This window comes from Gynurincola endophyticus, assembly GCF_003991195.1.
Taxonomy (GTDB): Bacteria; Bacteroidota; Bacteroidia; order Chitinophagales; family Chitinophagaceae; genus Gynurincola; species Gynurincola endophyticus.
Genome location: NZ_RCWL01000009.1, coordinates 204918 through 230115 on the forward strand (window position 1 = coordinate 204918; position 25198 = coordinate 230115).

A 25198-nucleotide genomic window follows, 5' to 3' on the forward strand; every position below is an offset into this window, starting at 1 on the left:
GGCAGGTGCCATAGGGGAAATAATTCCTAATTATTACGATGTTTGAATTTTTTGACTAGTAAGGGTTAGTTTGAGGTTGGTATGAAGCCCAAACTGCATCCCATCTTGCAGAACCTGCTGCTCCGAATGCACCACGGTAATTCAATGAAGTATTGAAGAACGGAGTTGGTAAAGTGGTGTAATCAAAGTTAGATGCTGCCGGAGAACCAGCTACATATCTGAAGTCAGGGTTAGCAATAGTGAATGGGCTTACTAATCTTACGAAAGCAACCGGAGAACCTCCGATTAAACTAGGGATGTTGTTGCTGAATCCTGCCCAGGCACCCGGGTTTGGATTGAAATCATCCAGTTGTGATTGAACGGCATTGTTTCTGAATTGAGCAACCCCTGAAGTAATGTCTGCAATTACCTGAGGACCGTCAAAGAAAGCACCGCTATTGTTCCAACCGGCAATGATTGAGTTATGCATTCTGAACTGGCTGCTTCTTCTGAAACGTACACCATTTAATAAACCACTTGGGTTACCGCTATAACCTAAGATGGTGAAGTTTGATAAGATAGGAGCTGTTCTTGGAGTTAATACTGAAGACGCACCATCGTTATCGCTTTCAATACCGTTTGGATCGCTACTCAATACGCTGTGAACGGCAGGGTCACGAAGTGCAACGGCGAACTGAATTTTACCTACATAACCGAAATCGAAATCGAAATCATCATCAGTATTACCTAAAGCAATCAGGTTTTTAGCATTCACGGTACCTCCGAAAAATTCGAAAGCATCGTCTTGACCGTAAGAAACCTGGATGTTTTCCAATACCGTAGTATTACCAACACCGCCTAAAGTCAAACCGTTAATCTCGTTATTATTACCTAAATCACGTCCGGCAAATTCAATACGAACGTATCTTAAAATACCACCGTTATGTGCAGTGTCGCTTCCACCGTAATTGATAGAGTAACCGGCAGGAATTTCAGTGCTGATAATACCTTCGATTTGAGGTAACGGACTTTGGTTTACCGGCGCGTTACCTAATACGATAATGCCACCCCAGTCTCCCGGAACACGTTGACCGGCTGGTTTATCAGAAGTAAATACGATTGAAGTGCTGGCAGAAACACCATCCGCTTCAATTCTACCGCCACGTGTAACTACTAAGTAAGAAGTACCTCTGGATGAGCTTGAATTACCTTTGATCAATGTGTTTGGTTCAATTTGTAATACACCGGTGCTACCAACGTAAGTAGGTCCGTCTAAGATCCATACTCTGTCGTTTGTTAAAACGAAAGTACCGCCATTGATCGTTGAAGGAATAGTTGATGTCAATGAAGGCCAGGTACGAAGATCTGCTGCTGCAGAAGTAGAACGGTTAAAATTTGCACCTTCTACTTCTTCTCCGCCTGATTTTTTACAAGCTGCGAATGCCATCAGTGCGACAGCGATTAACAATGTTGATTTTTTTGTGAACATAACAACTTTATTTGTGTAATAATTAGGAACGAGTTAAAAGTTATAAGTCAGGCTCAGACTTATATTTCTGCCGTATTTAAATTTCCGGCGCAATTCATCATCCTTCTCATTGTACTTTCTGCTGTTTTCAGGCATACGGATAATGCCTTCTCTATCCGGTTCAACTGCCTCACCGGGTAATGTACCGATGATCGCATAATAATGTTTGGTATCGTTAAAGTATCTTATGACTGCCTGATTCAGCAGATCTGCTATATTCAGTTTTATTTCTGCACGGTTATTCGTTCCGAAGCGATAACTGAATTGAAGATCCAATACGTCTCTTGCTTTTTCCCATTCATTAAAATGTGCGGATTGCGCTCCGTAGATGATTCGTTCACCCACTCTTGTGTAACTCAAATTAATTCCGAGATGTTCACCCGTGTATAATAAGCCTCCATTAATTAAGTATGGTGCCTGACCCCACAACGGCCGGCTCTGTTGTGCAGGGATAAGCAATTTTTTACCGCCCTCCAGGTTTTGGTAGATGTCTTCTTTTCCTTCCAACGTAAGTTTGGAATGCATCCAGGTGAAATTCCCCGACACAAAAAGGTTATTGAGTAAGGAAGACGTTTCGTTAAACATAGCCAGCGATTTTCTGAAGTTTACTTCAAAACCGATATTAGTTGCCTGGTCAAGATTCATATAATACATTTCGGCTACCTGCGCACCACCACCGCTTAAATCACGCATCTGTAATTCAATCGGATTGATAAAATGTTTATAGAACCCGGATACCGAAATGATTTCTCCCGGCGATGGATAATGCTCAAAACGGATATCAGCATTGTGTATACTGGTAGGTTTTAAATCTTTACCCGTTACATACGTTCTTCGTTGTGCTTCAAAGTAAGTGAAGAAAGAAAGTTCACGAAGATCAGGACGTGCAACCGATGCAAAGTATGAAGCACGTATATTTGTTTTAGGTGATAATGAATAGATTAAAGTAGCTGAAGGAAGCCAGTCTATTTTATCTATCTGTACCAGCGAGTCTGTTCTGACAGGATTGTCTCCTACATAAGAAACGGCAGATGATCGATTGGCTGTAATGTTGTGTTCCATTCTTAACCCTGCAATTACTCTTAAAGCAGCCATTGGTTTTCCATCGAACATAATATAACCTGCATTCAATCGTTGGAAACCGTCATAACCATTTGTTTTTCCAACACCTAATGCCGGATTGGTGAGGTAAGGCACATAATACAATTGATTCGCTTTAAAATTTTCCCTGGCAAAGGCTTCATAGTAAGGTAAACCTGCAAAATGTGTGTTGTTTCCTTTAATCGCATAAATTTCAGCTTCGAATGAGGCATCACGATAACTGCCCTGATAACCGGTTTTAATCAGTTGCTTTCTATTCCAGAAGCGAAGTGGAATATCGGTCTCTGCGGCCCAGGTATACCGGTTTTCACGAAATGTAGAGAAGAAATTGCTTGAAAAAGTAAGTGCATCCTGTACCCATACATATCGGTAAAGAACACTGTCTTCTGAATAACCTACATGGTTTTTGTTATCCGGTTCATCACGTTGCGTGCGTGATGCACTGGCATGCCATTTCAGAATGGGCCCTTTTGTTCCGATCTTATGTTCTCCTTCAATACGGTTTTGCATAATGGAATTGATTAACGGGGTATTCGCTATTCCATCTACAAAAAATCCATTGTACAAGTCTTTTCCGCGGTATAAGTAAGATTGCTCGGTCAGCCTTCTGCTGTAAATATTTTTAATTCCTATTTTATGATTACCAAAAGAATAACCTGCATTCAGCATTGCACTCCAGTTCGTTGAAAATTCATATTCTTTTCCTTCAAACCGGAAGAACCTGGCGAGCTCGAGCTGATCGGTATATTCAGTAGCAGTTTGTTGATTCCGGTAAGTAATACCTGCTACTACACCTAGCCTGTTTCCATTGTCAAAGCTGACTACTTTTCCGGCATTAATACCGTAATCCTGCAGCGGTGCGCCTTTGTAATTATACATTTTGAAACGATTCGGGAAAAGGGCCATCATTTCATTTCGTTTTTCATTGTCTGCAGCATTGTTAGCAAAAGTTAAGGTGGCATATTCGTTGTTATTAAATCCTTTGCCAATTTTGCGATTGTCATCAATCGCCAGAAAATCATATTTACCTCTTTGTGGCTGATAAAAATCTTTTCCTGTGGCTGCCGTATTAATACCGGTTCCGAGTTTTATGCTGAAAAAGTTTTCAGTGGGAATCGATCTTGTTTCCACCTCTACAATCCCACCTGAGAACTCACCACTTAAATTAGCGGTAGCGGTTTTGTGAACAATCACATTATCAATCATCGATGAAGGAATAATATCGAAGGCAAAATTTCTTTTATTGGGTTCAGTACTGGGTAATTGTGATCCGTTTAATAATACATTATTATACCGGTCGCTCAACCCTCTTACCGTTACGTGTTTTCCGTCCTGAATATTTAATCCGCTTACCCTGCCTAATACCTGAGCTACATTGTTATCAGGAGTTCGAGCTATTTGTTCGGCAGTAATACCATCTGTTGTGGAAGCACTGCTTTTCTGACGCGCATACAAACCTTCCACCGATGCTTTCTGATAAGAACTGGTTACGACTACCGTTTGCAGGTTTTGTGCATCGTCGGCCATTACAATATTCAGTGGGGTATTTTCTTTTTCACTTATCTTAATGTCTGTAATTCTTTTTGTTTGAAATCCTACATAAGTGACTTCTATGGTATATTGCCCAGGCGTGAGTGTAATTTGATATGAACCGTCAACACTGCTTTGAGCATTGCCCCCTTTTTGCATTACCTGTAGTGAAGCGCCTACTAATGGATTGCCTCTGCTATCGATAATTTTACCACTTATAGAACCTGCCTGTTTAACGGCCGCTAATGTAGCTTTAGGTGCAGTTGCGGATTTTGTTTCTTTGATCAATATATAATTGTCCATCAATTCATAAGTAAGCGTTGTTTTTTTCAATGTTATTGTCAACGCCTGTTGAATGGTAATATCTTTTTGGTTGATTGAAACTTTATTCGAAGAAAACCGGTTAATATCTTCTCCGAAAAGAATTCTGATACCACCTGCTTTCTGAATTTCTTCCAGTGCTTTTCGGGGAGTAACATTTTGAATGGAAATAGAGAGTTTTTTTGATAGAACCTGTTGGCTGTAAGCCTGTAAACTGAGAAGGATGATCAGTATCATCAGCATCGGTCTTCTTAGGGATGAGAAGGTATAGACATACGCTTTTATCCCTCGTAAAGGAAGCCTGTGTACTGTTTTTTGCATAACTTTGTTAAATGAATGGGTTATTTATTTTAATAATCTATTCGTCCCGGTTTCCGGGAATCTTTGCTATCAAGCCGTTTGTGGTGAAAAATGGGCGGCCTGGTATCTTTTTAAAAGCGTTCTGCCGGCAAGCAGAGCGCTTTTTTACTGCTTACAACATACCTTTAGTAAATATTTATTGATTGTTGGTGATTGAATTTATAATCGAACTTTCCGATCACAGAAAGTATTTTCAGAATTGTCTGAATATCTTCTTCACGTTTAAAAGATCCGCTTATTTTGTAACGACTAATGTCGCGTTTTTCAAAAGTAATCTGCACGCCATAACGCTTTTCTAATTTTAAAGCTACCAGTTCTAATGTTTGCTGATCAAAAATCAGGTCACCCTCCGTCCATTGCAATAAATCTTCCGTACTTGCATTACCCTTCTGATGTGTTCCGGAGGCTTCGTCATAAGTGACTTTATACCCCGGTGTTAATACAGCCAATTCTTTATTTATCTTCTCATTTGCAACCGTACTTACTGAAACTTTTCCTGTTGCCACACTCACTGTAAGCGGATAGTTATCAAATGCCTCAATTTTAAAGGAAGTACCTAACACTTTTGTGAGCATTGTTCTGGTATGCACTATAAAAGGACGCTCCTTATCTGGTATCACATCAAAAAATGCTTCACCTGAAAGTGTAACTTCCCTACTCTGTTGATTAAATTGTCTGGGATGGCGGATCATTGCTCCGGCTCCCAGAAAAACAGAGGACTGATCAGGCAAAAGATATTGTACCGGTAAGCTTTCTTCATTCCACTTTTCTACCAATGCATAACTATCTTCTACATTCACTGCCGGATTAGCTGATTTGTATATATAGTACACGCCTAATACCAATAATGCAATACTGGCAGCAGCATATGTTACTTTATGAAACATCGTAAAATGTTTCGTTTTTATACTGTCGTTTTCTTTCTCTGCCTGTATTCTGGAGAATAACTGATTTTCCCATTGCTGTATTTTCGCTTCAGCTACATTCTCTTCCACCAACAATTCTGACTGGCTTTCTCTTTCCATCATCAATGTATGGAGATATTCTTCGGTACCCGGTAAATCGAGTAAACGGCCAACACGCTCCAGCTCTTCGCGTGTGCATGTGTTTTTTAGATAGTTATTGAGTAATTGCTTATCCTCGTTGTTCATGTTAATTAGTTGCTTCTATTATAATCATCCGAAAATATGTATCAGACCACCTATCATTTTTTTGATAGAAGTTGATCCTATTTCACATCTTGCTATAAATCAATAAATTAACAAAATCAAGATAACAATTTGGTAATGTTATAAGGAAAAGGGAAATTATGTAGAACTCTTTACCGGGCAGGAAACAGCTATAACCCAAAAAAAATACCCGGGATGATTTCATCTCAGGTATTCTTTTAATAGGGATACAATCCGGATATTAAATGATATTTTTTTTTCGTAGTGATTTGAGGGCTGCTACCATGTAATTTTCAACAGTATTAACAGAAAGATTCATTTCAATGGCTATTTCAGCATAGGATAAGTTTTCTTCTCTGCTTAACCGGAATACCTCTCTCCTTTGCGGACTTAAATCAGAAAGACTACTTTCGTAAATTTTTTGATTTTCTGCTACTATCAGATTATAGTCTGCTCTTTTTTCTTCAACAAAACTGTCTTCAGATAAGTTTTGAAAAGATAAAGTCGGTGGAATATTTTTCCGGAGATACTTCAGTACGGCATTACGCATACAACGGAATAAATAAGGAGCAATTTCACCTTGCATAATGGGTTCATGGCGCTTCTGCCAGATAGAAAACAGCAGGTCTAAGACTAATTCTTCTGCAATCATTCTATCCTTAATATATACTACGGCCTGTTTATATAGTTTAGGAGAAAACCTTCTGAAAAGCTCTTTATAGGCTTTCAGATCATCCTGCTTGCAATATTGCCATAAATCCATATCGGAAATCTCATGATACTTCATAGAGAAAATGGTGTTACTGCTACAAATTTGGCTTTTTAAATATTACCCCAATGTTAACTTTTGCTGTTTCCCTATTTTAAAAATTCATTTTTAAAGTATAATTTTATTTAGAATTTCTATTCCCCTATTTATTAATCAATTATATTTTTTTACAACTTCGTTCATCCGGTACTGATATTTATGCACACTGTTCTCCGAAGAATCTGTTGATTGCTTCATTATTTAAAAAATGGGGTTGCAGCGCATACTACAAACCGGGTATTTTTCTGAAAAACAAGACTAAAGATTATTTATTTTGCGAAAAGTTTTTTGCCAACATCGACAAAACCTTATTTATAATATGAATGTCTCAAACATCTTACCTTTCTTATTGGCAGCCTGTTCAAATACGAATAATTATAGTCGTTCTGCTATTGACTGCAATCTTTAAATAAGTGATACCATTTGTAGTATTGAAGACGGTGATGTGTCAGGTGTGATTAAAGATTACAGAATGGAGCAACCGGTTCACAATGGCGGGATAATGACCGTAGTAATTTTATAACGGTTTATCATCCGCATTCAGGCATATTTAGTCAGTATGTACATCTGAAACAAAATGGTGCATTGGTGAAAGTTGGAGATAGTGTGCTCAAAAAAACAACCAATTGGCCTGAGCGGTATGACCGGTTATACGAATATCGCGCATTTGCATCTGAATATTTTAATACCGAAAGCCGGCGCCACACTCATTTCTACCTCTATTGAGTTTGAAGGTGGGATACAAGGCCATCAGCTTAAAGAAGGAGCCATACTCAACAATAAATAATCCGGAACTTTAGTTCCGGATATTATTCTTATCAGTTGTTTTAAAAAGATTACTCTGCCCTTGTAAAGACAGTCGTTCTTCCAAACATCGGTGCTCCTACATATCCTCTTACATCCAGCCTGGCTCCATCCAGTTTCATTTCGCACTTGTATGTATTACCACTTTTCGGATCATAAATCTGACCGTTTGTCCATTTGTTTTTATCAAACTCAAAATCGGTTAAAAGAATGGTATTTACTAAAGAACGATTTCTCAGTTTGGCATCTTTATTTTTACTGTCTTTTCTGGGAGTCGTTCCGTCTGCTTCATAAGCATCTTTCAGCCAGATAAGTTTACCGAAATATTTTCCGTTCAGCTCATATATCTGAATTTTTCCGTCTTTCTCCTGATTAAACCATATTCCCACTATTGCCTGTTTGTTTTGTGCTGTAACAGACAGCGTTGTACCGATTAACAAAATCAATGACACCAATAATCGCATATCTCTCTATTTAATGTTAACTACCAGGTGTAAAACAAATAAAATCTTTTTATATTCTTTTTCATCTATCTTAAAAAACTGCAATGTAAATGTGAAAAATACAGGTTTTGTAAGAGCTGAACATATTAAATTAAATCCTTTAAATGCTTATAGTTGCTTTTTACAATATCCATCATTTCTTTGAAGTTACCATTCAGCATCATTTTACCCATTGATTTTGTCATTCCCTTAATTTGTGAAAACTCTAATTTCGGTGGCATTGCCAACGAGTTTGGATTGGTAAACACGTTTACCAGTACCGGCTCCTGCATTTGCAATGCCTGTTGAATGGTAGCAGATACCTGTTCAGGTTTTTCAATAGTAAAACTTTTCATACCCATTGCCTCAGCAACTTTTGCAAAGTCAGGATTATACATATCGGTTTGCCAATCCTGCAATCCTTCTACCTGCATTTCGAGGCGTACCATACCCAGACTTCTATTATTGTATACAATTATTTTAATGGGCAGTTTATATTGTACGATAGTAGCAAGATCACCCATCATCATAGATAAGCCACCATCACCACATAAAGCCACTACCTGCTGACCCGGACGGGCCAGTGCTGCACCAATAGCCTGAGGTAATGCATTGGCCATTGATCCGTGTGTAAAGGAACCAAGCATACGTCTTTGTCCGCTGGCATGCAGATACCTTGCCCCCCAAACACAACACATTCCGGTATCAACGGTAAAAATAGCATCCTGACTGGCGTAGGTATTGATCATATCCGTTACATATTCGGGTGAAATAGCATTCTCCGTACCGCGGTCATCTACGTAAGTTTTTAATTTATCCTTTACATCATCGTATTTTTCAAGTTGTTCTTTTAAGAATGTATTGGATGACTTTGCCTGGATCAGCGGAATGAGTGCATGTAAGGTATCTTTGATATCACCGGCCAAACCTATATCTACTTTTGCTTTCCTTCCCAATCGTTCGGGGCGTTTATCTACCTGAATAATTTCCAGATGATCGGGCATAAAATCTTTATATGGGAAATCCGTACCCAATAATAATAACAGTTCTGCATCATGCATGGCATAAAATGCCGATGACAATCCCAGCAAACCAGTCATACCTACTTCATTCGGATTATCATGTTGAATCAACATTTTTGCTCTGAAAGAATAGGCAACAGGTGCACGTAACAACCCCGACAGCTGAACCACTTCGTGATGTGCTTCTCCTGCGCCCCAACCGCAGAAAATGGTAATTTTCTCACAGTTATTCAGTTTATCAGCCAGTAGTTGGATAGATGTATCATTGGGACGGAAAACGGTTTCCATTGGCAATAACAATTCGGCAGAGCTACTTTCTACGGCATCTTCTTTTGTAAGATCACCCGGCAACCCGAGTACTGCCACTTCACTATGGGTATATGCATGCTGCAGGGCGGCCTGTAACATACGTGGAAATTGTTTAGCAGTTGTGGCAATCTGATTATAACCGCTGCAATCGTCGAATAGTTTAATGGTATTTGTTTCCTGAAAATACCCCACCCCGAACTCATCGGTTGCACAGGTTGAAGCAATAGCCAATACGGCAGCATTACTGCGTTGTGCTTCATAGAGCCCGTTAATTAAATGTACGTGCCCCGGGCCGCTACTGCCGGCACAACAGGCAATGCCGTTCAGTTCAGCCTCGGCTGCGGCTGCAAAAGCACCCGTTTCTTCGTGACGAACATGTATCCAGTCAATATTACCATTTCGACGTACAGCGTCGTTTACCTCATTCAGACTATCTCCAGTAACCGAATAAATTCGTTTAATTCCGGCTTTTTCTATCGTTTCCACTAATTGATCCGCTATCTTTTTTGCCATAGTATAATTTTTTTAGTTTTCGGAAAGATTCTTGCAATAATTTCGGTTCGGGTGGAGGTAATTTTTACTCACTCGCAGTGCGTATGCTAATTGCATCAAATGTTGCGCCGCCACAGTAAAACAATGAATATTGATTCATCTCAAGCTGAGGAGGTACAATTGATCAGAATACGATTAAATTCTTAATAAGCGTTCTATTTCGCTAAAAATGAACTGATAATGAACTACAATAACAAAACATTTAAACCGGTTACCAATACCGCTAACGGTGAAACCTCAGGAGAAACAACCTTTCATTATAAGCAAACCGGTAATTTGTTAACCGCAGAATATTATGGTGGCAAAATTGTGTACGGGCATTTAATTGGACTCGTTGATGACGAGGGTAAAATCGATATGCGTTATCATCAGATTAATGACAAAGAAGAAATCATGACCGGTATCTGCCGCTCTGTACCAGAAATATTGCCCGACGGAAAAATCAGGCTACATGAAAACTGGGTATGGACATCAGGTGATTTTTCAGAAGGCCAATCCATCATAGAAGAAATCTGATCAATATAACCCTACTGAATTTTATTTTTAAATTGCAGTCATAGAAAATAAAAAATGGATTTATTCACTCAGACCCCCGACGAAACACATAACTGGTTACCGAAAGACGGTATTGTTCATTATTACGGCAAAATAATGCAGCGCTCAGCTGCGGATGCCTTGTTACACCGTTTGTTACATGATATTGAATGGAAGAATGATGAAGCCGTGATGTTTGGCAAACGAATTATTACCAAAAGGAAAGTAGCCTGGTATGGCGACAAAGGTTTTTCTTATACCTATTCTAATACCACAAAACATGCGCTTGCATGGACAGATGATTTACGCCTGCTGAAATCGATTGCCGAAGCAAAAACCGGAGAAACATATAATTCCTGCCTGTTAAACCTTTATCATAACGGAGAAGAAGGCATGGCATGGCATAGCGACGGAGAAACTGCACTGAAAAAGAACGGAGCAATTGCTTCCATCAGCCTGGGTGCCGAAAGAAAATTTGCATTCAAACATAAAGCGACCGGTGAAAAAGTAGAATTGATTCTGGAACACGGTAGTTTATTAGTAATGAAAGGAAATACGCAAACACATTGGTTACATAGATTACCTCCTACCAAAAAAAATCACAAAGAACGTGTAAACCTCACTTTCAGAACGATAGTTGAAACAAGTTAAAAAAGAACCGATCATCGACCGACGATAAAAAATACACCTTTAGTATAAGCATTCAGGGCATTATCAATTGTCGGGTATAATCACCTCATTTTTGGAAATATCCGTTTTTTTTCTTATCTTTTAAGAAGGGGCTTTGTTTCCTTTAAAAAGAAAAGCGCACGAGTGTGCGCCTTCTTTCTTTACTGAGACAATAGAGACTAACACCAACTGCCATTCTATTCCCATCCTCCTCCTAAAGCACGGTAAATGTTTACCATTGCATTCATCTGTTGTAATTTTGTTTCTATCAGATCGAATTTTGACTCTAATGCATCTCTTTGTGTAAGTAGTACTTCCATATAGTCAGCTCTCGCAGAGGCAAATAAATTACCGGAAATGGTAATTGATTGTGTCAGGGCTTCTACCTGACGGGATTTAAATCCATAGCTTTTTTCGAGATTATTTATTTTACTCATCTGATTAACTACTTCCAGATAAGCGTTTAGTAAAGTACGTTCATACTCATATACTGCCTGTATTTGTTTTGCGTTGGCATTATAGTAATCTGCTTTAATGGCATTTCTGTTAATTAAGGGAGCAGTAATATCTCCGGCCAGTGAATACAGCAACGATTCAGGTGTTTTGAAAAAATGTGCCGGGTTGAATGCCTGATAACCGATAGCCGCAGAAATACCTAAGGAAGGATAAAACCTTGCTTTAGCCACTTTAACATCCAGCTTAGCTGCCATCAATGATTGTTCAGCCTGTCTGATATCTGGTCTTTTATCTAATAGTTGAGCAGGAATACCAGCATAAATAATCTGTGGAACAGAATGTTCAAAATCCTGATGCTGACGTGGAATCGGCTGTGGGTACCGGGCCAGTAAAAAGTTGATTTTATTTTCAGTTTCTACAATCTGTTGTTGAATATTATATTGAATACTTTGTGTATTCAATACTTCTGCTTCAAATCTTTTCACTGCGAGTTCGGTAACCTTTGCGGATTCTTTCTGCACACGAACAATTTTCAAAGCATTATTCTGAATATCGATATTCTTTTGAACAATTTCAAGTTGATTATCCAGTGCCAGCAACTCATAGTATGCGTTGGCTATTTCGGCTATAAGATTCGTGATTACGAAATTTTTACCTTCGATCGTAGCCAGGTACCTGTTAACGGACGCCTTTTTCGCATTCCGTAGTTTTTTCCAGATATCTATTTCCCAGTTTGCATAAGCTCCTATTAACATATCGCCTAACGGCTCAGGTGTTTCTTTGCCGGGTTTTATATCAATATTAGCTTCACTCGCACCACGACTGGTATATCTTGCTGCTTTATCAACTCCACCGCCGGCTTTGAGCCCGACAAATGGCAGGTACTCTCCTTTTCTGATACTGATTTCATTGCGGGCAATATCAATTTCCTGCAATACAATATTTAGTTCCTGATTATTCTTTAAAGCTGTATCAATTAAATTGTTCAGATAACTGTCATTGAAATATTCCTTCCAGTTAAGCTGAGCACTATTGGTAGTGTCATACGAGTAAGAATAACCCGCAGGTATTTTTTTATTCTCATTTTTTTCAGTGATAGCCGGTATTTTACAAGCAGTCAACACTAGAAAAACACTAAGAATACTTACAGATTGAATTTGATTTTTTTTAAGCATGGTGATCGATTTCTTCTGTTAATGGACTTTCATCTTCATCTCTGATGAGTTTACGGTTATCTGCCAGTTTTGCGAAAATGTAATACAGTCCGGGTACAATAATTACTCCGAACACAGTTCCGAACAGCATTCCTCCGGCTGCAGAGGCACCAATGGTCTGGTTACCGATTGCACCAGGGCCATGCGCAAATACAAGTGGAATCAACCCTGCAATAAAGGCGAATGAAGTCATCAGAATCGGGCGGAAACGAACTTTCGCTCCCTCAATCGCTGCTTCATAAATAGAAAATCCCTGCTGGTGTTTTTGTACTGCAAACTCAACGATCAATACTGCATTCTTTCCTAATAAACCTACCAGCATTACCAGTCCCACCTGCGCATAGATATCATTAGCCAGTCCCATACTTTTCAATAAAAGGAATGAGCCGAATACACCCACCGGCAGAGAGCAGATAACCGATAACGGAATAATAAAGCTTTCATATTGAGCAGCCAATACGAGGTACACAAAGCCTAATACTACCAGAAAGATGTATAAAGACTCATTACCTCTTCCTACTTCATCTTTAGAAAGTCCTTCCCAATCAATAGCATACCCTCTGGGTAATACTTTAGCAGCTTCTTCTTCGATCGCTTTAATAGCTTCTCCGCTGCTATAGCCTGATGCAGGTTCTCCTCTGATGGCAGATGAGTTATACATGTTATAACGTGTAATTTCATTCAGGCCCTGTGATTTTTTTATTTTCATAAAAGCTGAATAAGGAACCATTTCATCATGGTTACTTTTTACATATAACTGCATCAGATCATCCGGAAGTTTTCTGTATTCCGGAGCTGCCTGTACGAATACTTTATAGAAATTTCCGAAACGGATAAATCCTTGTTCATATGAACTACCGATGAGAATAGAGAGGTTATCCATTGCTTTTCCGATTGATACACCTTTCTGCATGGCGGCTTTGTTATCGATTTCCAGTTCATACTGAGGATAATTGGCACTGAAGAAAGTAAACAAGCCTTTCAACTCTTTACGTTTTTCGAGTGCAGCCATGAATTCATCGTTAATCTGCTCCAGATCTTTATAATTATCACTATTGGTTTTGTCGAGCAGGCGTAATGCAAAACCTCCGGCAGCACCATAACCCGGTACGGCAGGTGGCCCGAAGAACTCGATCGTTGCGCCGGGAATTTCTTTAGCTTTTTCTTCCAGTTCTTCGATAATTTCATTTACCGAATGTTTACGTGCAGACCAGTCTTTCAGATTAATCAAACAGGTACCGGCATTAGATCCACGTCCTTCCGTGAGTACCTCATATCCTGCTAATGCCGACACTGATTGAATACCGTCGACCTGTTCAGCTACTTCCTGCAATTGTTTGGCGATATCATTGGTTCTTTCGAGTGTAGAACCCGGAGGTGTTTGAATGATGGCGTAAATCATTCCCTGGTCTTCATTAGGAATAAACCCGGAAGGCAACATTCTGCCAACACCCAGGATACCAACACCGAATATCAATAAGACTGCGAACGTAACTACGCGTCTGTTAACAATATGCTTTAAAAGGCCTACATATCGGCCGGTGAGTTTTTCGAAGAGTTGGTTAAACTGATCCATGAAACGGGTCATGAATGTTTTTCTTCGAGGTTTTCCATGTGTATTCTTTAAAATCATAGCACACAAAACCGGTGTTAGTGTTAATGCAACAATTCCTGAAATTACAATAGAGCAGGCCATTGTAATAGCAAACTGTCTGTAAAAAATACCTACCGGCCCCGTCATAAATGCTACCGGCACAAACACAGCAGTCATCAATAAAGTAATAGCGATAACAGCACCACTGATTTCATGTAAAACTTTTTTCACTGCCCGGTAAGGTGATATGTGTTCTTCTTCCATTTTGGCGTGCACGGCCTCCACCACCACAATGGCATCATCCACAACCACACCAATTGCCAACACTAATGCAAACAGCGTTATGAGGTTAATGGTAAGGCCGAAAAACTGCATGAATATAAAAGCACCGATCAATGATACCGGAACAGCAAGGGTGGGTATTAATGTAGAGCGCCAGTCTCCTAAAAACAGAAATACTACTAATGCTACCAGAATAAACGCTTCACCGAGGGTATGTACGACTTTATCGATTGAAGCATTTAAGAAGCTGGATACATCGTAACTGATTTCATAGTCCATTCCGGGCGGAAAGGAGGTTGCTTTAATTTCATCGAGCTTTGCTTTTACGCTTTTGATCACATCACTGGCATTACTGCCGTAGTTTTGCTTCAGAACAATTGCTGCAGAAGGATATCCGTTTAAGTTAGAATAGATATCATAAAATTCACTTCCCAGTTCTACATCAGCTATATCTTTCAGGTGTAATACCTCACCGTTTGCATTGGCACGGATAATGACATTCTGGTATTGTTCAGGTTCATTGAATCGCCCCTGATAAGTTAATACATATTCAAGTGCGGCTGAACGTTTACCGTCGCTTCTGCCTATTCTACCTGGAGACCCGATAATACTTTGAGTACTTAATGCTTCCATCACTTCATCGGTAGAAACATTATAGGCTCGCATACGATCGGGTTTCAACCATACGCGCATGGCATATTGCCGGCTACCGAGAATGGTGGCTTGTCCGACCCCACTGATCCTCTGTACTTCCCGTAATATATTAACATCTGCAAAGTTGAACAGGAACTTTTCGTTAGCGTTAGGGTCTTTACTGTATACGTTTACATACATCAGCATGTTAGGCTGAACGATATTAACAATCAAACCTTCACGTTGTACCAACTCGGGAAGCCGGTTGGTAACCTGTTCAATTCTGTTTTTTACGTTAACAACAGCCTGATTCGGATCTACACCGATATCAAAAACTACCTGGATATTTGCTTCACCGGCACTGGTAGCGTCAGAAGTCATATAACGCATCCCGGGTACTCCGTTAATTGATTTTTCTAATGGGATCAATACCGATTGTACCAATACGTCTGCGCTGGCGCCCGGATAAGCGATACTGACCATTACACGTGGCGGAGCGATAGAAGGAAACTGTGAAATAGGCAATGTATTAATTGCCAGCAGGCCCATGAAAATAATGACAAGTGATATCACTATTGCAAAGACCGGTCTTTTGATAAATAGATTAAACATCTTTTTGCTTTTAGTTGATATACTGTATTATTCTGTAGGAAGTTTTAAATGAGCCATTACAGCAGCGGGGTCTTCATAACGGAAGGTTACTTTATCATTGTCTTTCACTTTACGCAAACCTTCCAGTAAGATTTTATCATCCGCTTCAATACCTTCATTGATGATGTATAAATCAGGCATTTCCGCACCGATTTTGATTTGTTTGAGATGTACGATATTATCCTTATCTACTACATATACGTATTTTCTATCCAACATTTCAAAAGTTGCTTTTTGAGGTATAATCAAAGCATCTTTGAAAGGTTCTGTCATTTTTATATTGCCGGTTTCACCATGACGAAGCAGTCCTTTGGGATTAGGAAATGTTGCCCTGAAAGCGATATTACCGGTTTCGTTGTTGAAGTCAGCTTCGATAGTTTCAACAAGTCCGGGATAATCAAAGAGCTTGTTGTTTGCCATCAACAGATTTACTTTGATCGGCTCGTTTGCTTTTTGTGCAGTGCTATAATCGAGATATTCGGCTTCGGAAACGTTATAATAAACCCACATTTTACTATTATCAGATAAACTGCTGAGCAATTCACCTTCATCTACCAGGCTACCCGGACGAACTAAAAATCTATCGATGATACCATCAAAAGGTGCCCTGATTTCGGTAAAAGCCAAATGAGTACCTGCTAATAATAATTCGGCTTTGGCTTTGTCTAGTTTTGCCTTCGCCATTGCCAGTTCATTAGGAGCCACAATATTACTATCAGCAAGTTTTTTCGTATTCTGGTATTCGATTTCTGTAAAGTTTACTTCTGCCTGTGCTTTTTGAAATTCAGCTTCATAGAGCATTGGCATAATCTGAAAGAGTAATTGTCCTTTGCGAACAAACTGTCCCTCGTCAACATAAATTTTTTGCAAATAACCTTTTGCCTGTGCCCGCAACTCAATGTGATGAACAGAGCGGATCTGACAAACATAATCTTTGGTAATGGAAGTGTCTTTTTTCAGAGGACTGGTTACAAGAAACTGAGTTTCTTCAGTTTTTTCTTCGTGTTCTGAATTGCAACTTGAATAACAAACAAGGGCACACCCGCCCATGATGAGCATGAAAAATTTCTTCATAAAAAAATTTGCTTTTAAAGCAATCGGCTTTTGGAAAATTATTTTAAGGTAGGTATAACACAATAGCAGTATTCATAGTCTTGAAACAAGACGAATGAGTACTCAATCGTGAAAAATCGTAGTATATGGCAAGCCGCAAGAAGAAAGCATATGTTGATATGCCGGAAGAAAATCAAATTCTGAATACGCAGAACCTGAGATAAGAGTGGGATAAATAATAAGCTAAATAATTACAAACAGGGAGACTATAGTCGGTATGATAAGGAGTATCTTCTAAAGGAGCAAAATAAACATCGATGAAGTAATTTGAGGAGGATGTTTTTTTCTTAAAGTTGAGATATTTAATTTTCTCATCTTTATTGTCAACTCCTATAGCGAGTATCCGGTTACTATCGTGAGTTGTGTTAGAAGAAACAAATTGAGCAGGAATGATAGTAGATTCGGCTGAAGCAAAAAGAGAGGATTTTATTTTTGACTGACAGGTAATATTTTGCACATGTTCAGCACTGATATTATATGCATTGGCATATAATTGCTGACTGAAACCAGCCAAAAAGTAAACGCTCAGTAATAAAACTGTTCTAAGTAGCCATTTAATCATTCTACATCAAACGTACACAAACCTTCGTTTACGAACTTCTGAGGTGTAGTTAAAAAAATGTTAAATGGGTTAATGCGTTACCGGAATGTTATTTATAAAAAATTATCATTTTTAAACTCAATTAAAGCTAACAGACAGTTTCTGAATATTTAAACAGATTAAATAATAAATGGAATACCTATCCACCGGACTTTTTTTTGGAAACACGAATCATTTAATAAATCTGAACGGTTTAATCCTTACCGATACTGAATACACACACGGATATGTTGATTGGCATTATCGTGAATTGTGCTATTTTACTTTTATACAGGAAGGCCTGGTTTCAGAAGGCAATAGAAAATCTACCTATAACTGCACAGCCGGTTCATTATTGTTTCGTAACTGGCAGAATGCACATTATAATATTAAGCCTGCCGGTTATACCATTGCTTATGAGTGTAGTTTTTCTGACCAAAGCCATTTTATACGTTGTTTTAAAGATGCTATGGTAATGACTCCGTTGGCTTATAAAAAAGAATCACATAAAAGCCATACCTATCATCCATTTGAATTACAGTTACGTAAATATATGTAGTACCGAATGCATGCAGGTCTATTTACAGATACTATGGGTGTTTTAACACTTAAGTATTGAACTGGGGTTTATCGGATTGCTCGTTAAATATCGCTCAGAGGGATTTATTGAGCAGAGCGGTTGATAAATAAAACAGTATAAAGGGTATCGATAGGTAACATTATAAAGGTGGTTGGTGGAATTTAATGTTACGGGCAGTAGAAAAAGATCATTTATATTTTCTACTAAAGTATGATTTGCGCTGTTTGTCTTCATTGACACTCGGCTAACACATCGTAAACATATAGGAATCTAAATAATAGCAAACTATTCACTGCCGGAGCTTAATTACATTCTGTTGATTATTAGTTCATTTTTCTTGATATTCTCCAATCTTCCAGCGAAAATGCAGATCACTGGCATACTAACCAGGCATCATCAATAATTAAAATCTCATCCGTTAATAGAAACAATACTTGCATACTTAAAAATTGTGATTGTAATTACTGCTACCACCTATAACAAGCCTTATACACACGCACAGGCCAATAGAATGATACGGGAACACCTTGCCAGCCATATTACCGTAACTGTAATCAATCATTTAGTTTTTACAAATATTCCGCTTTCTACGTACATTTATAATAATCAACAAGTGAATATTTATAGAATCATATGAATAACCGGAAAACAAAGTCATTGTATGACTTGTATCAATATTTAGAACTGCCTTTAGATGTGTTGCAGGCATCTAAAGGGTTTACCATTCATAACCTGAAACACACCGGCTTCAAACTTCCCTACCAGTCCCCTTCTTTCAAACCTGATTATTTCTCCTTCTTATTTGTTAAAGACGGAAGCGGAAAATATGCCATTGATGATTACACTTTTGAAGTCAATCCAAACACAGTTTACTTTACAAATCCGAGTAATTACAGAACATTTAGCTGGAAAAAAATCACTGAAATATATCTCATCACTTTTGATGAATCTTTTCTCAAAGAATATGTGCATAAAGACATTTTTACCCTCTTTCCATTTTTATTAACAGAAACGGTTGAGCCAAGAGTAGTTAGCGACGAGCAGTATAAAGAACTGGAAAACATTTATCTTCTTATTGAGGAAGAGTATAAGATGACAAACAATGACCAACACGTTATTATTGGCCATTTACTATCAGTCTTATTGTATAAAATAAGAAATACTTTCTTCTTAAATTATAATCCTATCAACGAAGGAAAAAGAAGTTCCCAGATCGTAAAAAAATTCAAGCAACTACTGGAGAAAAACTTCAGAGACTTACGTTCGGGTAAAACGGATACTTTGTTGAGAATTCATCATTATGCAGCTGATCAAAATCTGCATCCGACTTACTTAAGTAATGTTGTTAAAACCAAAACCGGCAAACCTATTTCTGTGTGGATTAGTGAAAAAACCATTACTGAATCAAAAAATCTTTTGAAAAATACGCTGACTCCGGTTAAGGAGATTGCTTTCCGCTTAGGTTTTGCCGAAACAGCCCATTTCAGTAATTATTTTAAGAAGCATACCCATATATCTCCTATTCAGTATCGCAAACAAAAACTTAACAATACATAAACGTTAGTATGTGATTTTTACAACCATTGCTGTGAAATTCGCAACATACAAATTTGTATGCTTTCTTAATTTTGAACTTACAAAAAACATCAAAGCATGAAAACCTTACATAATAAAGTAGTACTGATTACAGGTGCATCAAAAGGTATTGGTGCGGTTGTAGCAAAACGAATGGCTGAAGCCGGTGCAAAAGTTATTGTGAATTATTCCGGCAGTAAACAGGCTGCTGACGAAGTAGTACAACATATTATCAGTGCCGGTGGCGAAGCAATTACCGTACAGGCAGATGTCAGTAAAACGCCGGAAGTAAAAAAACTTTTTGATACCGCTATTACTCATTTCGGTAAGATAGATGTGCTGGTAAATAATGCCGGTATTATGATTACTAAACCGATTAAAGAAACTTCTGATGAGGACTTTGACCGTCAATTCGATATCAACGTAAAAGGCGTTTTCAACACGCTTCGTGAGGCTGCAGATAAATTGGCAGAAAATGGTAGTATTATTAATTTTTCAACTTCCGTCAATAGATTAATGCTACCTGGTTATGGTACCTATGTAGCTACTAAATCGGCAGTAGAGCAGCTGACCCGCGTTTTCTCCAAAGAAATCGGACGTGGCATTAATGTAAACACTGTTTCGCCAGGCCCGGTAAATACGGAACTGTTTATGAATGGAAAATCAAAAGAATTGGTTGACAGACTGGCTTCACTCAACCCTTTTAACCGTATCGGTGAACCGGATGATATTGCTTCGGTGATCGTATTTCTGGCAAGTGATAGTGCCAAATGGATAAACGCTCAGAATATAGGGATAAATGGTGGAATGGCATAGTGCTTTAATTATGCCTTAAAGACGTACATAAGTTGAAACTTATGTCGTCTTTATTCCATTCGAAAAAAACACGTTTAAACACGATATTATCGTGTAAATTAATATAATAAAAAATCCTCTTTTTTACAAGTGAATTGTATTAAAAAGTGATTAATTGACTGATGTTATGTATACCAGATCTGATTAACTTCTGCGCTAATTGTAACTCTACATCTTCGCCTTTTATAAACTGTTCAAATGTTGGTTGTATTGAATAGTCAGGAATCACTCCACGCCCAAATTCACCTTTTTTTACATCCAGTACAAACCTCAATATTGGTATATCTATTTTTAATTTCGTACTCGGTAAAGTTAACTCCAGTGATGTACCACTGGTATTACCATTAAAACCTCCTCCCGCTTCTTCGCCGATAAAAACAGCATTGGTATGTTCTTTCACCAGACTCGCAAATTCGGCACCACCGGAATAAGTCCAGCCGCTGGTCAATACAAATAAACTTCCTTTAAATGCATTGGCTTTTACCGGTTCTGCAGCATATCTGCCCGGCTTACGATAGTATTTTCCATCCGAGTGCTGCTCATTATCAAATTTTAACTCTACTTCCAGTGCTTCACGATCTTCCTTTGAAGAATAATCCGTATGATCAAAAAAGCTAAAGCTCAGTTTCGACACTTCTACATAACGATACTTTTGATATGGTTTACTGGTGAGATAAGAAAAAAGAAAGTCTTCATTACCTTCAGAACCACCACCATTATCTCTGATGTCAATAATCAATGCTTTTACTTTTCCGGATAGAATCTTTTTAAAAGATGAATCAACAAATGACTTGAACCTCATATTACTTTTTTCAAAATTCTTATTTGAAAAAGTTCTGAAGCTGATCATTGCCGTTTGGTCGTCAAGAAACTTTAACTCGGCCGGAGAGGTAATCTCCCTTCTGATAGTATTTTCGCGACTCACCTGCCGGTGTATATTTGTCAGCCCTTGTGATAAAACCGAAGCAACAGTGAATGTTTTTTCTTTTTTAGACAATGGATCTACTACAGTAATAGTATTTTCATTCCGTTGACAAATAACTTTAGCATACTCTCTGGAGAGTCCCCTGAAATCAAGTGATCTGTATTTAGAACTAAGTATGTATCCATCAGCAGCGAAAGTATTAAACAAACGTTCGTAGAGTTGAGTTAGTGGCAAACCGTTGATCGCCACCAGTTCAAACCCTTTAATATTTTCTGTGCTGACAGGACTATTCAGCAGATATGTTTTGTTATTCAAATGTATGACTGAAAGCGGAAGGAACAGGCCACTTCTGTTCAATCGCCTGTTGATATCATCTGATAAATAGATGTCGCAGTGATCCTCTTTTGAGTAAGCAACAATAGGGGCCGCAATATTGTAAAATTGCAACCCGTTTAAACTGTCTTTTATTAATTTTCTCTGAACAGCCACCACACTGTCAAACTGAGCTTCTGAAGAGTACCAGTAAAGGCCTGTGTGGGCTTCTTTCAGACTATTCACCATCAGGTCAAAATCTGCGGTCAACTGGTCTTGTGAATATTTCTGTAACTGAAGGTTTTCAAATGAAGTACCTTCCTGATTGAAAGAGTGGTTCCCACTACAGGAATAACATAGAATAAGAATATAAAGTATTAGAATTCTGTTCACTATAAGGTTTTAGTACAATCAATCTAAAGATTATACCAAACTGCTCAAATCATCCATTATTTTTGTAAAAGAAACTTTAAAGTCAGGATACGCGGTATTTCCGAACGATTGTTATCGTCGAAATACTCTTTAATTTCAATTACTTGAAAGCCAAAAGCTTGCGCCGCTCCGGTAAAGTCTGAAATGTTATGTATGTAACAATTAACAATTACCTCCTCCTCTCCTTGCCGGTATCTTGCTTTTGAACCGGAATATTGCTTAAATGGATGTAGCTCTCCAATATACAGTATAGCATTGTTCTGAAGCACTTTTGATAACTTTTCAAAAATATCATTCAAATTTTCAATATGTTCCAGTACCAGACTGCAAACTGCCAGGTCAAAACTATCTGCCTTAAAACTCCACGGAGTTGTAATATCAAATTTCCTGAACGCTACCTGATCACTTATTACTTTTCTTCTGGCTATTGCCAGCATTTCTTCTGACAAATCAACCGCCAGTATTTCATCACCTTTGGTGATTAGCCATTCTGTATTTTTACCGGTTCCACAACCAATTTCCAGACAATTTCTAAAGGCTGTATCACCCAGTGTTTCTCTTAATGAAACAGCTTCAAGATCACGTGTCTTATTCAGATTGGTGTCATATTGTGCAGACCACTCATTATATGCTTTCTCAACATTCATAAAATATTATTTTCACCCATGTACGGGCAATTGAAGAAGTAACAATGGCATTTTGTAACGAATGCATGGGGAACATTACGAGCCAAGGTTGGATACAGCAAAATTACAATATGTATTTTATATTCACAAAAGCTGTTATGATCAAAGCAGGCGAAAGTATTCAACAATACATTTTTTACTTTTATGAGTATTTTTAATGATAAACCGATACGCGCATAAAGATCATTTTTGAGCGGGAGAAGATTTGGCATAGCCTTATCAGTTAGTCTGAAGAAGCATTATAGAGCAAAACTTGATTATTAACGTATCATTATTTGATTTCCATGGTGTTAAATATGATTTGATAGATACAAATCTGATCATTTATATGTAATTTTATACTATGGAACCCAATCTTTCACAGGGATTTTATCAGGGATCATGGGCCTATGACCACACTCAGATTCGTACTAATTTTCTGAGCAAGGCTGATTTTTCACCAGCTGAACTGGATATGATATGCAACCGCCTGCAGGCTAAAAAGATTAAGAAAAGAAGAACTTTATTCAATGCTGGCAGTATTCCTCAATATGTTGTTTATGTTAACAAAGGACTCTTACGTATGTTTAGTACCGAAGCTGATGGTATTGAACGCACGATAGATCTGGCTATTGAAGATACCTGGCTGGCAGATCTGGAAGCACTGTATGAACGCAAATCCGCTTCTGTTTCTATTGAAGCACTGGAAGATGCAGAAGTTTTTATGCTTCACCACGACGACATCCAATACCTGCATCAACAAATACCCGCATTGGTTAATTTCAGTCGTCTGCATGCAGAAGAAAAGTTTAACAACGCGATGAAACGCCTGCAAACGATGAATCATCCAGGTTACACAGCCGAACAACGGGTTACTTTTTTTGAAAATATTTATCCTTCACTAACAAACCGGGTACCATCTAATATCATTGCTTCGTTTCTGGGCTTCAGCGCAGAAACTTATTCCCGTATTAAACGTTCCCGAATGAATAATAAAGGTGGAAATGTATAAAATCATCCTTTCAATATAGATGTTACTCCTTACTCACATATTCACTTGACATAAATCAAGTATTTGTATTGATTTATGTTCTGGTTCTGCCCATTACCATACAGTAACTTAGCACAAAAGTTATTAATTATGTTATTGAAAGGCAAAAATATACTGATTACCGGTGCTGCTACCGGAATCGGACAAGGAACGGCTAAAGTATTGGCTAAAGAAGGCGCCAACTTACTTTTATGTGATATCAATGAAGCATCTCTGCAAGAAACCATGTCACTTATTGAATCATTTGGAGGTAAATACCCAACCTTGAAAGTGGATGTTTCTAAAAAGGAAGATATTGAAAACATGGTGAAAACAGCTGTAGATGTATTAGGTTCATTAGACGGTGCTTTCAATAATGCCGGTATTTCGGGCGCTACCGCTGAAATTGCCGAGTACCCGGATGATGCTTTCGATAAGGTCATCGATACTAATTTAAAATCTATCTGGTGGAGCTTAAAAGCACAGATCAAAGTAATGTTAAGTCAACCCGGTAAAGGGTCGATTGTAAATACTGCGAGTGTAGGTGCGCTCGTAGGTAAACCTGGTATTTCCGCCTATATTGCCTCCAAACACGGTGTATCCGGTTTAACTAAAAATGCAGCATTGGAATATGGTAAACACGGTGTTCGTGTGAACGCAGTTTGTCCGGGTGTAATCAGAACACCGATGTTAGACGGACTTATTAAGAGTGGAAAAGTAGGTTCTGAAGCTGATTGGAATGCTATTCAACCAATCGGCCGTTTAGGTACTACAGAAGAAATCGGCGAAGCTGTGGCGTGGTTATTATCAGACCGTGCATCTTTAGTTCACGGACAATCAATTGCTTTAGACGGTGGTTTTACTGTTTCATAAAATTCTCTTTACTCAATAGATGTATTTTTGTAAGTTCAGCAAAGCTTGTTTCTATCAGAAACAGGCTTTTTATTCAATATACCATGATGTTGTTAGCACCTTAAAAAAAATATCGGCCAGAAAGCTAAACCTTAATTGAATCATTTACTCTGCATATATCAAACCATACGATGCTGTATTATCCCGCAGATTACGCTCAAATCATCATTCCAATCCAAACGAGCACTGCGCTGAATTACATTTAAGCTTTACAATCGCTT

At 38.3% G+C, this 25198-nt stretch carries 20 protein-coding genes; 8 read left to right on the forward strand and 12 right to left on the reverse strand.

The window, feature by feature from the left end; translation table 11 throughout:
* Nucleotides 1-55: 55 nt before the first annotated feature.
* From D9O48_RS16155 to D9O48_RS16170, 4 genes are all read right to left on the reverse strand, one after another.
* Nucleotides 56-1468, reverse strand: a complete 1413-nt coding sequence (locus D9O48_RS16155; RefSeq protein WP_126974019.1) for a hypothetical protein — start codon at nt 1466-1468, stop codon at nt 56-58.
* A 33-nt stretch (nt 1469-1501) separates the two neighbouring features.
* Nucleotides 1502-4696 (reverse strand): TonB-dependent receptor, encoded by a 3195-nt coding sequence (locus D9O48_RS16160; RefSeq protein ID WP_158624919.1) that lies wholly within the window; start codon nt 4694-4696, stop codon nt 1502-1504.
* Between the two features lie 248 nt (nt 4697-4944).
* Entirely contained in the window at nt 4945-5970 is a 1026-nt protein-coding gene (locus D9O48_RS16165) for a FecR family protein (RefSeq protein WP_126974021.1), read from the reverse strand.
* A 259-nt stretch (nt 5971-6229) separates the two neighbouring features.
* Nucleotides 6230-6775, reverse strand: a complete 546-nt coding sequence (locus D9O48_RS16170; protein ID WP_126974022.1) for an RNA polymerase sigma-70 factor — start codon at nt 6773-6775, stop codon at nt 6230-6232.
* A 625-nt stretch (nt 6776-7400) separates the two neighbouring features.
* On the opposite strand from D9O48_RS16170, the gene D9O48_RS16175 reads away from it, so the two are divergent.
* Entirely contained in the window at nt 7401-7583 is a 183-nt protein-coding gene (locus tag D9O48_RS16175; RefSeq protein WP_126974023.1) for a hypothetical protein, read from the forward strand.
* A gap of 49 nt (nt 7584-7632) precedes the next feature.
* Here D9O48_RS16175 and D9O48_RS16180 read toward each other — a convergent pair whose 3' ends face one another.
* A complete protein-coding gene (locus D9O48_RS16180) occupies nt 7633-8064 on the reverse strand; it encodes a DUF2147 domain-containing protein (RefSeq protein ID WP_126974024.1) in 432 nt (143 codons plus the stop codon).
* 125 nt (nt 8065-8189) lie between these two features.
* Nucleotides 8190-9926, reverse strand: coding sequence for a thiamine pyrophosphate-dependent enzyme (locus D9O48_RS16185; RefSeq protein ID WP_126974025.1), 1737 nt, complete (start codon nt 9924-9926; stop codon nt 8190-8192).
* A 219-nt stretch (nt 9927-10145) separates the two neighbouring features.
* Between D9O48_RS16185 and D9O48_RS16190 the strand changes: the two genes are divergently transcribed.
* Both D9O48_RS16190 and D9O48_RS16195 read left to right on the forward strand, forming a co-directional pair.
* Nucleotides 10146-10481, forward strand: a complete 336-nt coding sequence (locus D9O48_RS16190) for a hypothetical protein (protein ID WP_199750602.1) — start codon at nt 10146-10148, stop codon at nt 10479-10481.
* A gap of 54 nt (nt 10482-10535) precedes the next feature.
* Nucleotides 10536-11150 carry an alpha-ketoglutarate-dependent dioxygenase AlkB family protein gene (locus D9O48_RS16195; RefSeq protein ID WP_126974027.1) on the forward strand — a complete coding sequence of 205 codons (615 nt, stop codon included), beginning with the start codon at nt 10536-10538 and terminating at the stop codon, nt 11148-11150.
* Nucleotides 11151-11365: 215 nt separating this feature from the next.
* Here the strand turns inward: D9O48_RS16195 and D9O48_RS16200 are convergent, their stop codons facing one another.
* The 4 genes from D9O48_RS16200 to D9O48_RS16215 form a co-directional block, all read right to left on the reverse strand.
* Nucleotides 11366-12799, reverse strand: a complete 1434-nt coding sequence (locus D9O48_RS16200; RefSeq protein ID WP_126974028.1) for a TolC family protein — start codon at nt 12797-12799, stop codon at nt 11366-11368.
* A complete protein-coding gene (locus D9O48_RS16205; RefSeq protein WP_126974029.1) occupies nt 12792-15959 on the reverse strand; it encodes an efflux RND transporter permease subunit in 3168 nt (1055 codons plus the stop codon). The genes D9O48_RS16200 and D9O48_RS16205 overlap by 8 nt, the downstream gene beginning before the upstream one ends.
* Before the next feature lie 27 nt (nt 15960-15986).
* Nucleotides 15987-17072, reverse strand: a complete 1086-nt coding sequence (locus D9O48_RS16210) for an efflux RND transporter periplasmic adaptor subunit (RefSeq protein WP_126974030.1) — start codon at nt 17070-17072, stop codon at nt 15987-15989.
* Between the two features lie 172 nt (nt 17073-17244).
* Nucleotides 17245-17673, reverse strand: a complete 429-nt coding sequence (locus tag D9O48_RS16215; protein ID WP_126974031.1) for a hypothetical protein — start codon at nt 17671-17673, stop codon at nt 17245-17247.
* A gap of 169 nt (nt 17674-17842) precedes the next feature.
* Between D9O48_RS16215 and D9O48_RS16220 the strand changes: the two genes are divergently transcribed.
* The 3 genes from D9O48_RS16220 to D9O48_RS16230 all read left to right on the forward strand — a co-directional run bounded on the left by D9O48_RS16220 (nt 17843) and on the right by D9O48_RS16230 (nt 20662).
* Nucleotides 17843-18250, forward strand: coding sequence for a helix-turn-helix domain-containing protein (locus D9O48_RS16220; protein ID WP_126974032.1), 408 nt, complete (start codon nt 17843-17845; stop codon nt 18248-18250).
* Between the two features lie 654 nt (nt 18251-18904).
* Entirely contained in the window at nt 18905-19828 is a 924-nt protein-coding gene (locus D9O48_RS16225; protein WP_126974033.1) for a helix-turn-helix domain-containing protein, read from the forward strand.
* A gap of 96 nt (nt 19829-19924) precedes the next feature.
* On the forward strand, nt 19925-20662 hold the full coding sequence (locus D9O48_RS16230) for an SDR family oxidoreductase (protein WP_126974034.1): 738 nt from the start codon (nt 19925-19927) through the stop codon (nt 20660-20662).
* A gap of 139 nt (nt 20663-20801) precedes the next feature.
* Here the strand turns inward: D9O48_RS16230 and D9O48_RS16235 are convergent, their stop codons facing one another.
* Complete coding sequence (locus tag D9O48_RS16235) at nt 20802-22331, reverse strand: S41 family peptidase (protein WP_126974035.1); 1530 nt, start codon at nt 22329-22331, stop codon at nt 20802-20804.
* A 56-nt stretch (nt 22332-22387) separates the two neighbouring features.
* Entirely contained in the window at nt 22388-23017 is a 630-nt protein-coding gene (locus D9O48_RS16240) for a class I SAM-dependent DNA methyltransferase (protein WP_126974036.1), read from the reverse strand.
* Between the two features lie 382 nt (nt 23018-23399).
* Here D9O48_RS16240 and D9O48_RS16245 point away from each other — a divergent pair, with 382 nt between their 5' ends.
* Entirely contained in the window at nt 23400-24047 is a 648-nt protein-coding gene (locus tag D9O48_RS16245; protein WP_126974037.1) for a Crp/Fnr family transcriptional regulator, read from the forward strand.
* 129 nt (nt 24048-24176) lie between these two features.
* Entirely contained in the window at nt 24177-24938 is a 762-nt protein-coding gene (locus D9O48_RS16250) for an SDR family NAD(P)-dependent oxidoreductase (RefSeq protein WP_126974038.1), read from the forward strand.
* Nucleotides 24939-25198: the final 260 nt, after the last annotated feature.

Excerpts from the sequence above, each read along its gene's own strand:
- D9O48_RS16155 (WP_126974019.1), bottom strand. The coding sequence starts at position 1,468 with ATGTTCACAAAAAAATCAACATTGTTAATCGCTGTCGCACTGATGGCA.
- D9O48_RS16160 (WP_158624919.1), bottom strand. The coding sequence starts at position 4,696 with ATGATACTGATCATCCTTCTCAGTTTACAGGCTTACAGCCAACAGGTT.
- D9O48_RS16165 (WP_126974021.1), bottom strand. The coding sequence starts at position 5,970 with ATGAACAACGAGGATAAGCAATTACTCAATAACTATCTAAAAAACACA.
- D9O48_RS16170 (WP_126974022.1), bottom strand. The coding sequence starts at position 6,775 with ATGAAGTATCATGAGATTTCCGATATGGATTTATGGCAATATTGCAAG.
- D9O48_RS16180 (WP_126974024.1), bottom strand. The coding sequence starts at position 8,064 with ATGCGATTATTGGTGTCATTGATTTTGTTAATCGGTACAACGCTGTCT.
- D9O48_RS16185 (WP_126974025.1), bottom strand. The coding sequence starts at position 9,926 with ATGGCAAAAAAGATAGCGGATCAATTAGTGGAAACGATAGAAAAAGCC.
- D9O48_RS16190 (WP_199750602.1), top strand. The coding sequence starts at position 10,146 with ATGAACTACAATAACAAAACATTTAAACCGGTTACCAATACCGCTAAC.
- D9O48_RS16195 (WP_126974027.1), top strand. The coding sequence starts at position 10,536 with ATGGATTTATTCACTCAGACCCCCGACGAAACACATAACTGGTTACCG.
- D9O48_RS16200 (WP_126974028.1), bottom strand. The coding sequence starts at position 12,799 with ATGCTTAAAAAAAATCAAATTCAATCTGTAAGTATTCTTAGTGTTTTT.
- D9O48_RS16205 (WP_126974029.1), bottom strand. The coding sequence starts at position 15,959 with ATGTTTAATCTATTTATCAAAAGACCGGTCTTTGCAATAGTGATATCA.
- D9O48_RS16210 (WP_126974030.1), bottom strand. The coding sequence starts at position 17,072 with ATGAAGAAATTTTTCATGCTCATCATGGGCGGGTGTGCCCTTGTTTGT.
- D9O48_RS16215 (WP_126974031.1), bottom strand. The coding sequence starts at position 17,673 with ATGATTAAATGGCTACTTAGAACAGTTTTATTACTGAGCGTTTACTTT.
- D9O48_RS16220 (WP_126974032.1), top strand. The coding sequence starts at position 17,843 with ATGGAATACCTATCCACCGGACTTTTTTTTGGAAACACGAATCATTTA.
- D9O48_RS16225 (WP_126974033.1), top strand. The coding sequence starts at position 18,905 with ATGAATAACCGGAAAACAAAGTCATTGTATGACTTGTATCAATATTTA.
- D9O48_RS16230 (WP_126974034.1), top strand. The coding sequence starts at position 19,925 with ATGAAAACCTTACATAATAAAGTAGTACTGATTACAGGTGCATCAAAA.
- D9O48_RS16240 (WP_126974036.1), bottom strand. The coding sequence starts at position 23,017 with ATGAATGTTGAGAAAGCATATAATGAGTGGTCTGCACAATATGACACC.
- D9O48_RS16245 (WP_126974037.1), top strand. The coding sequence starts at position 23,400 with ATGGAACCCAATCTTTCACAGGGATTTTATCAGGGATCATGGGCCTAT.
- D9O48_RS16250 (WP_126974038.1), top strand. The coding sequence starts at position 24,177 with ATGTTATTGAAAGGCAAAAATATACTGATTACCGGTGCTGCTACCGGA.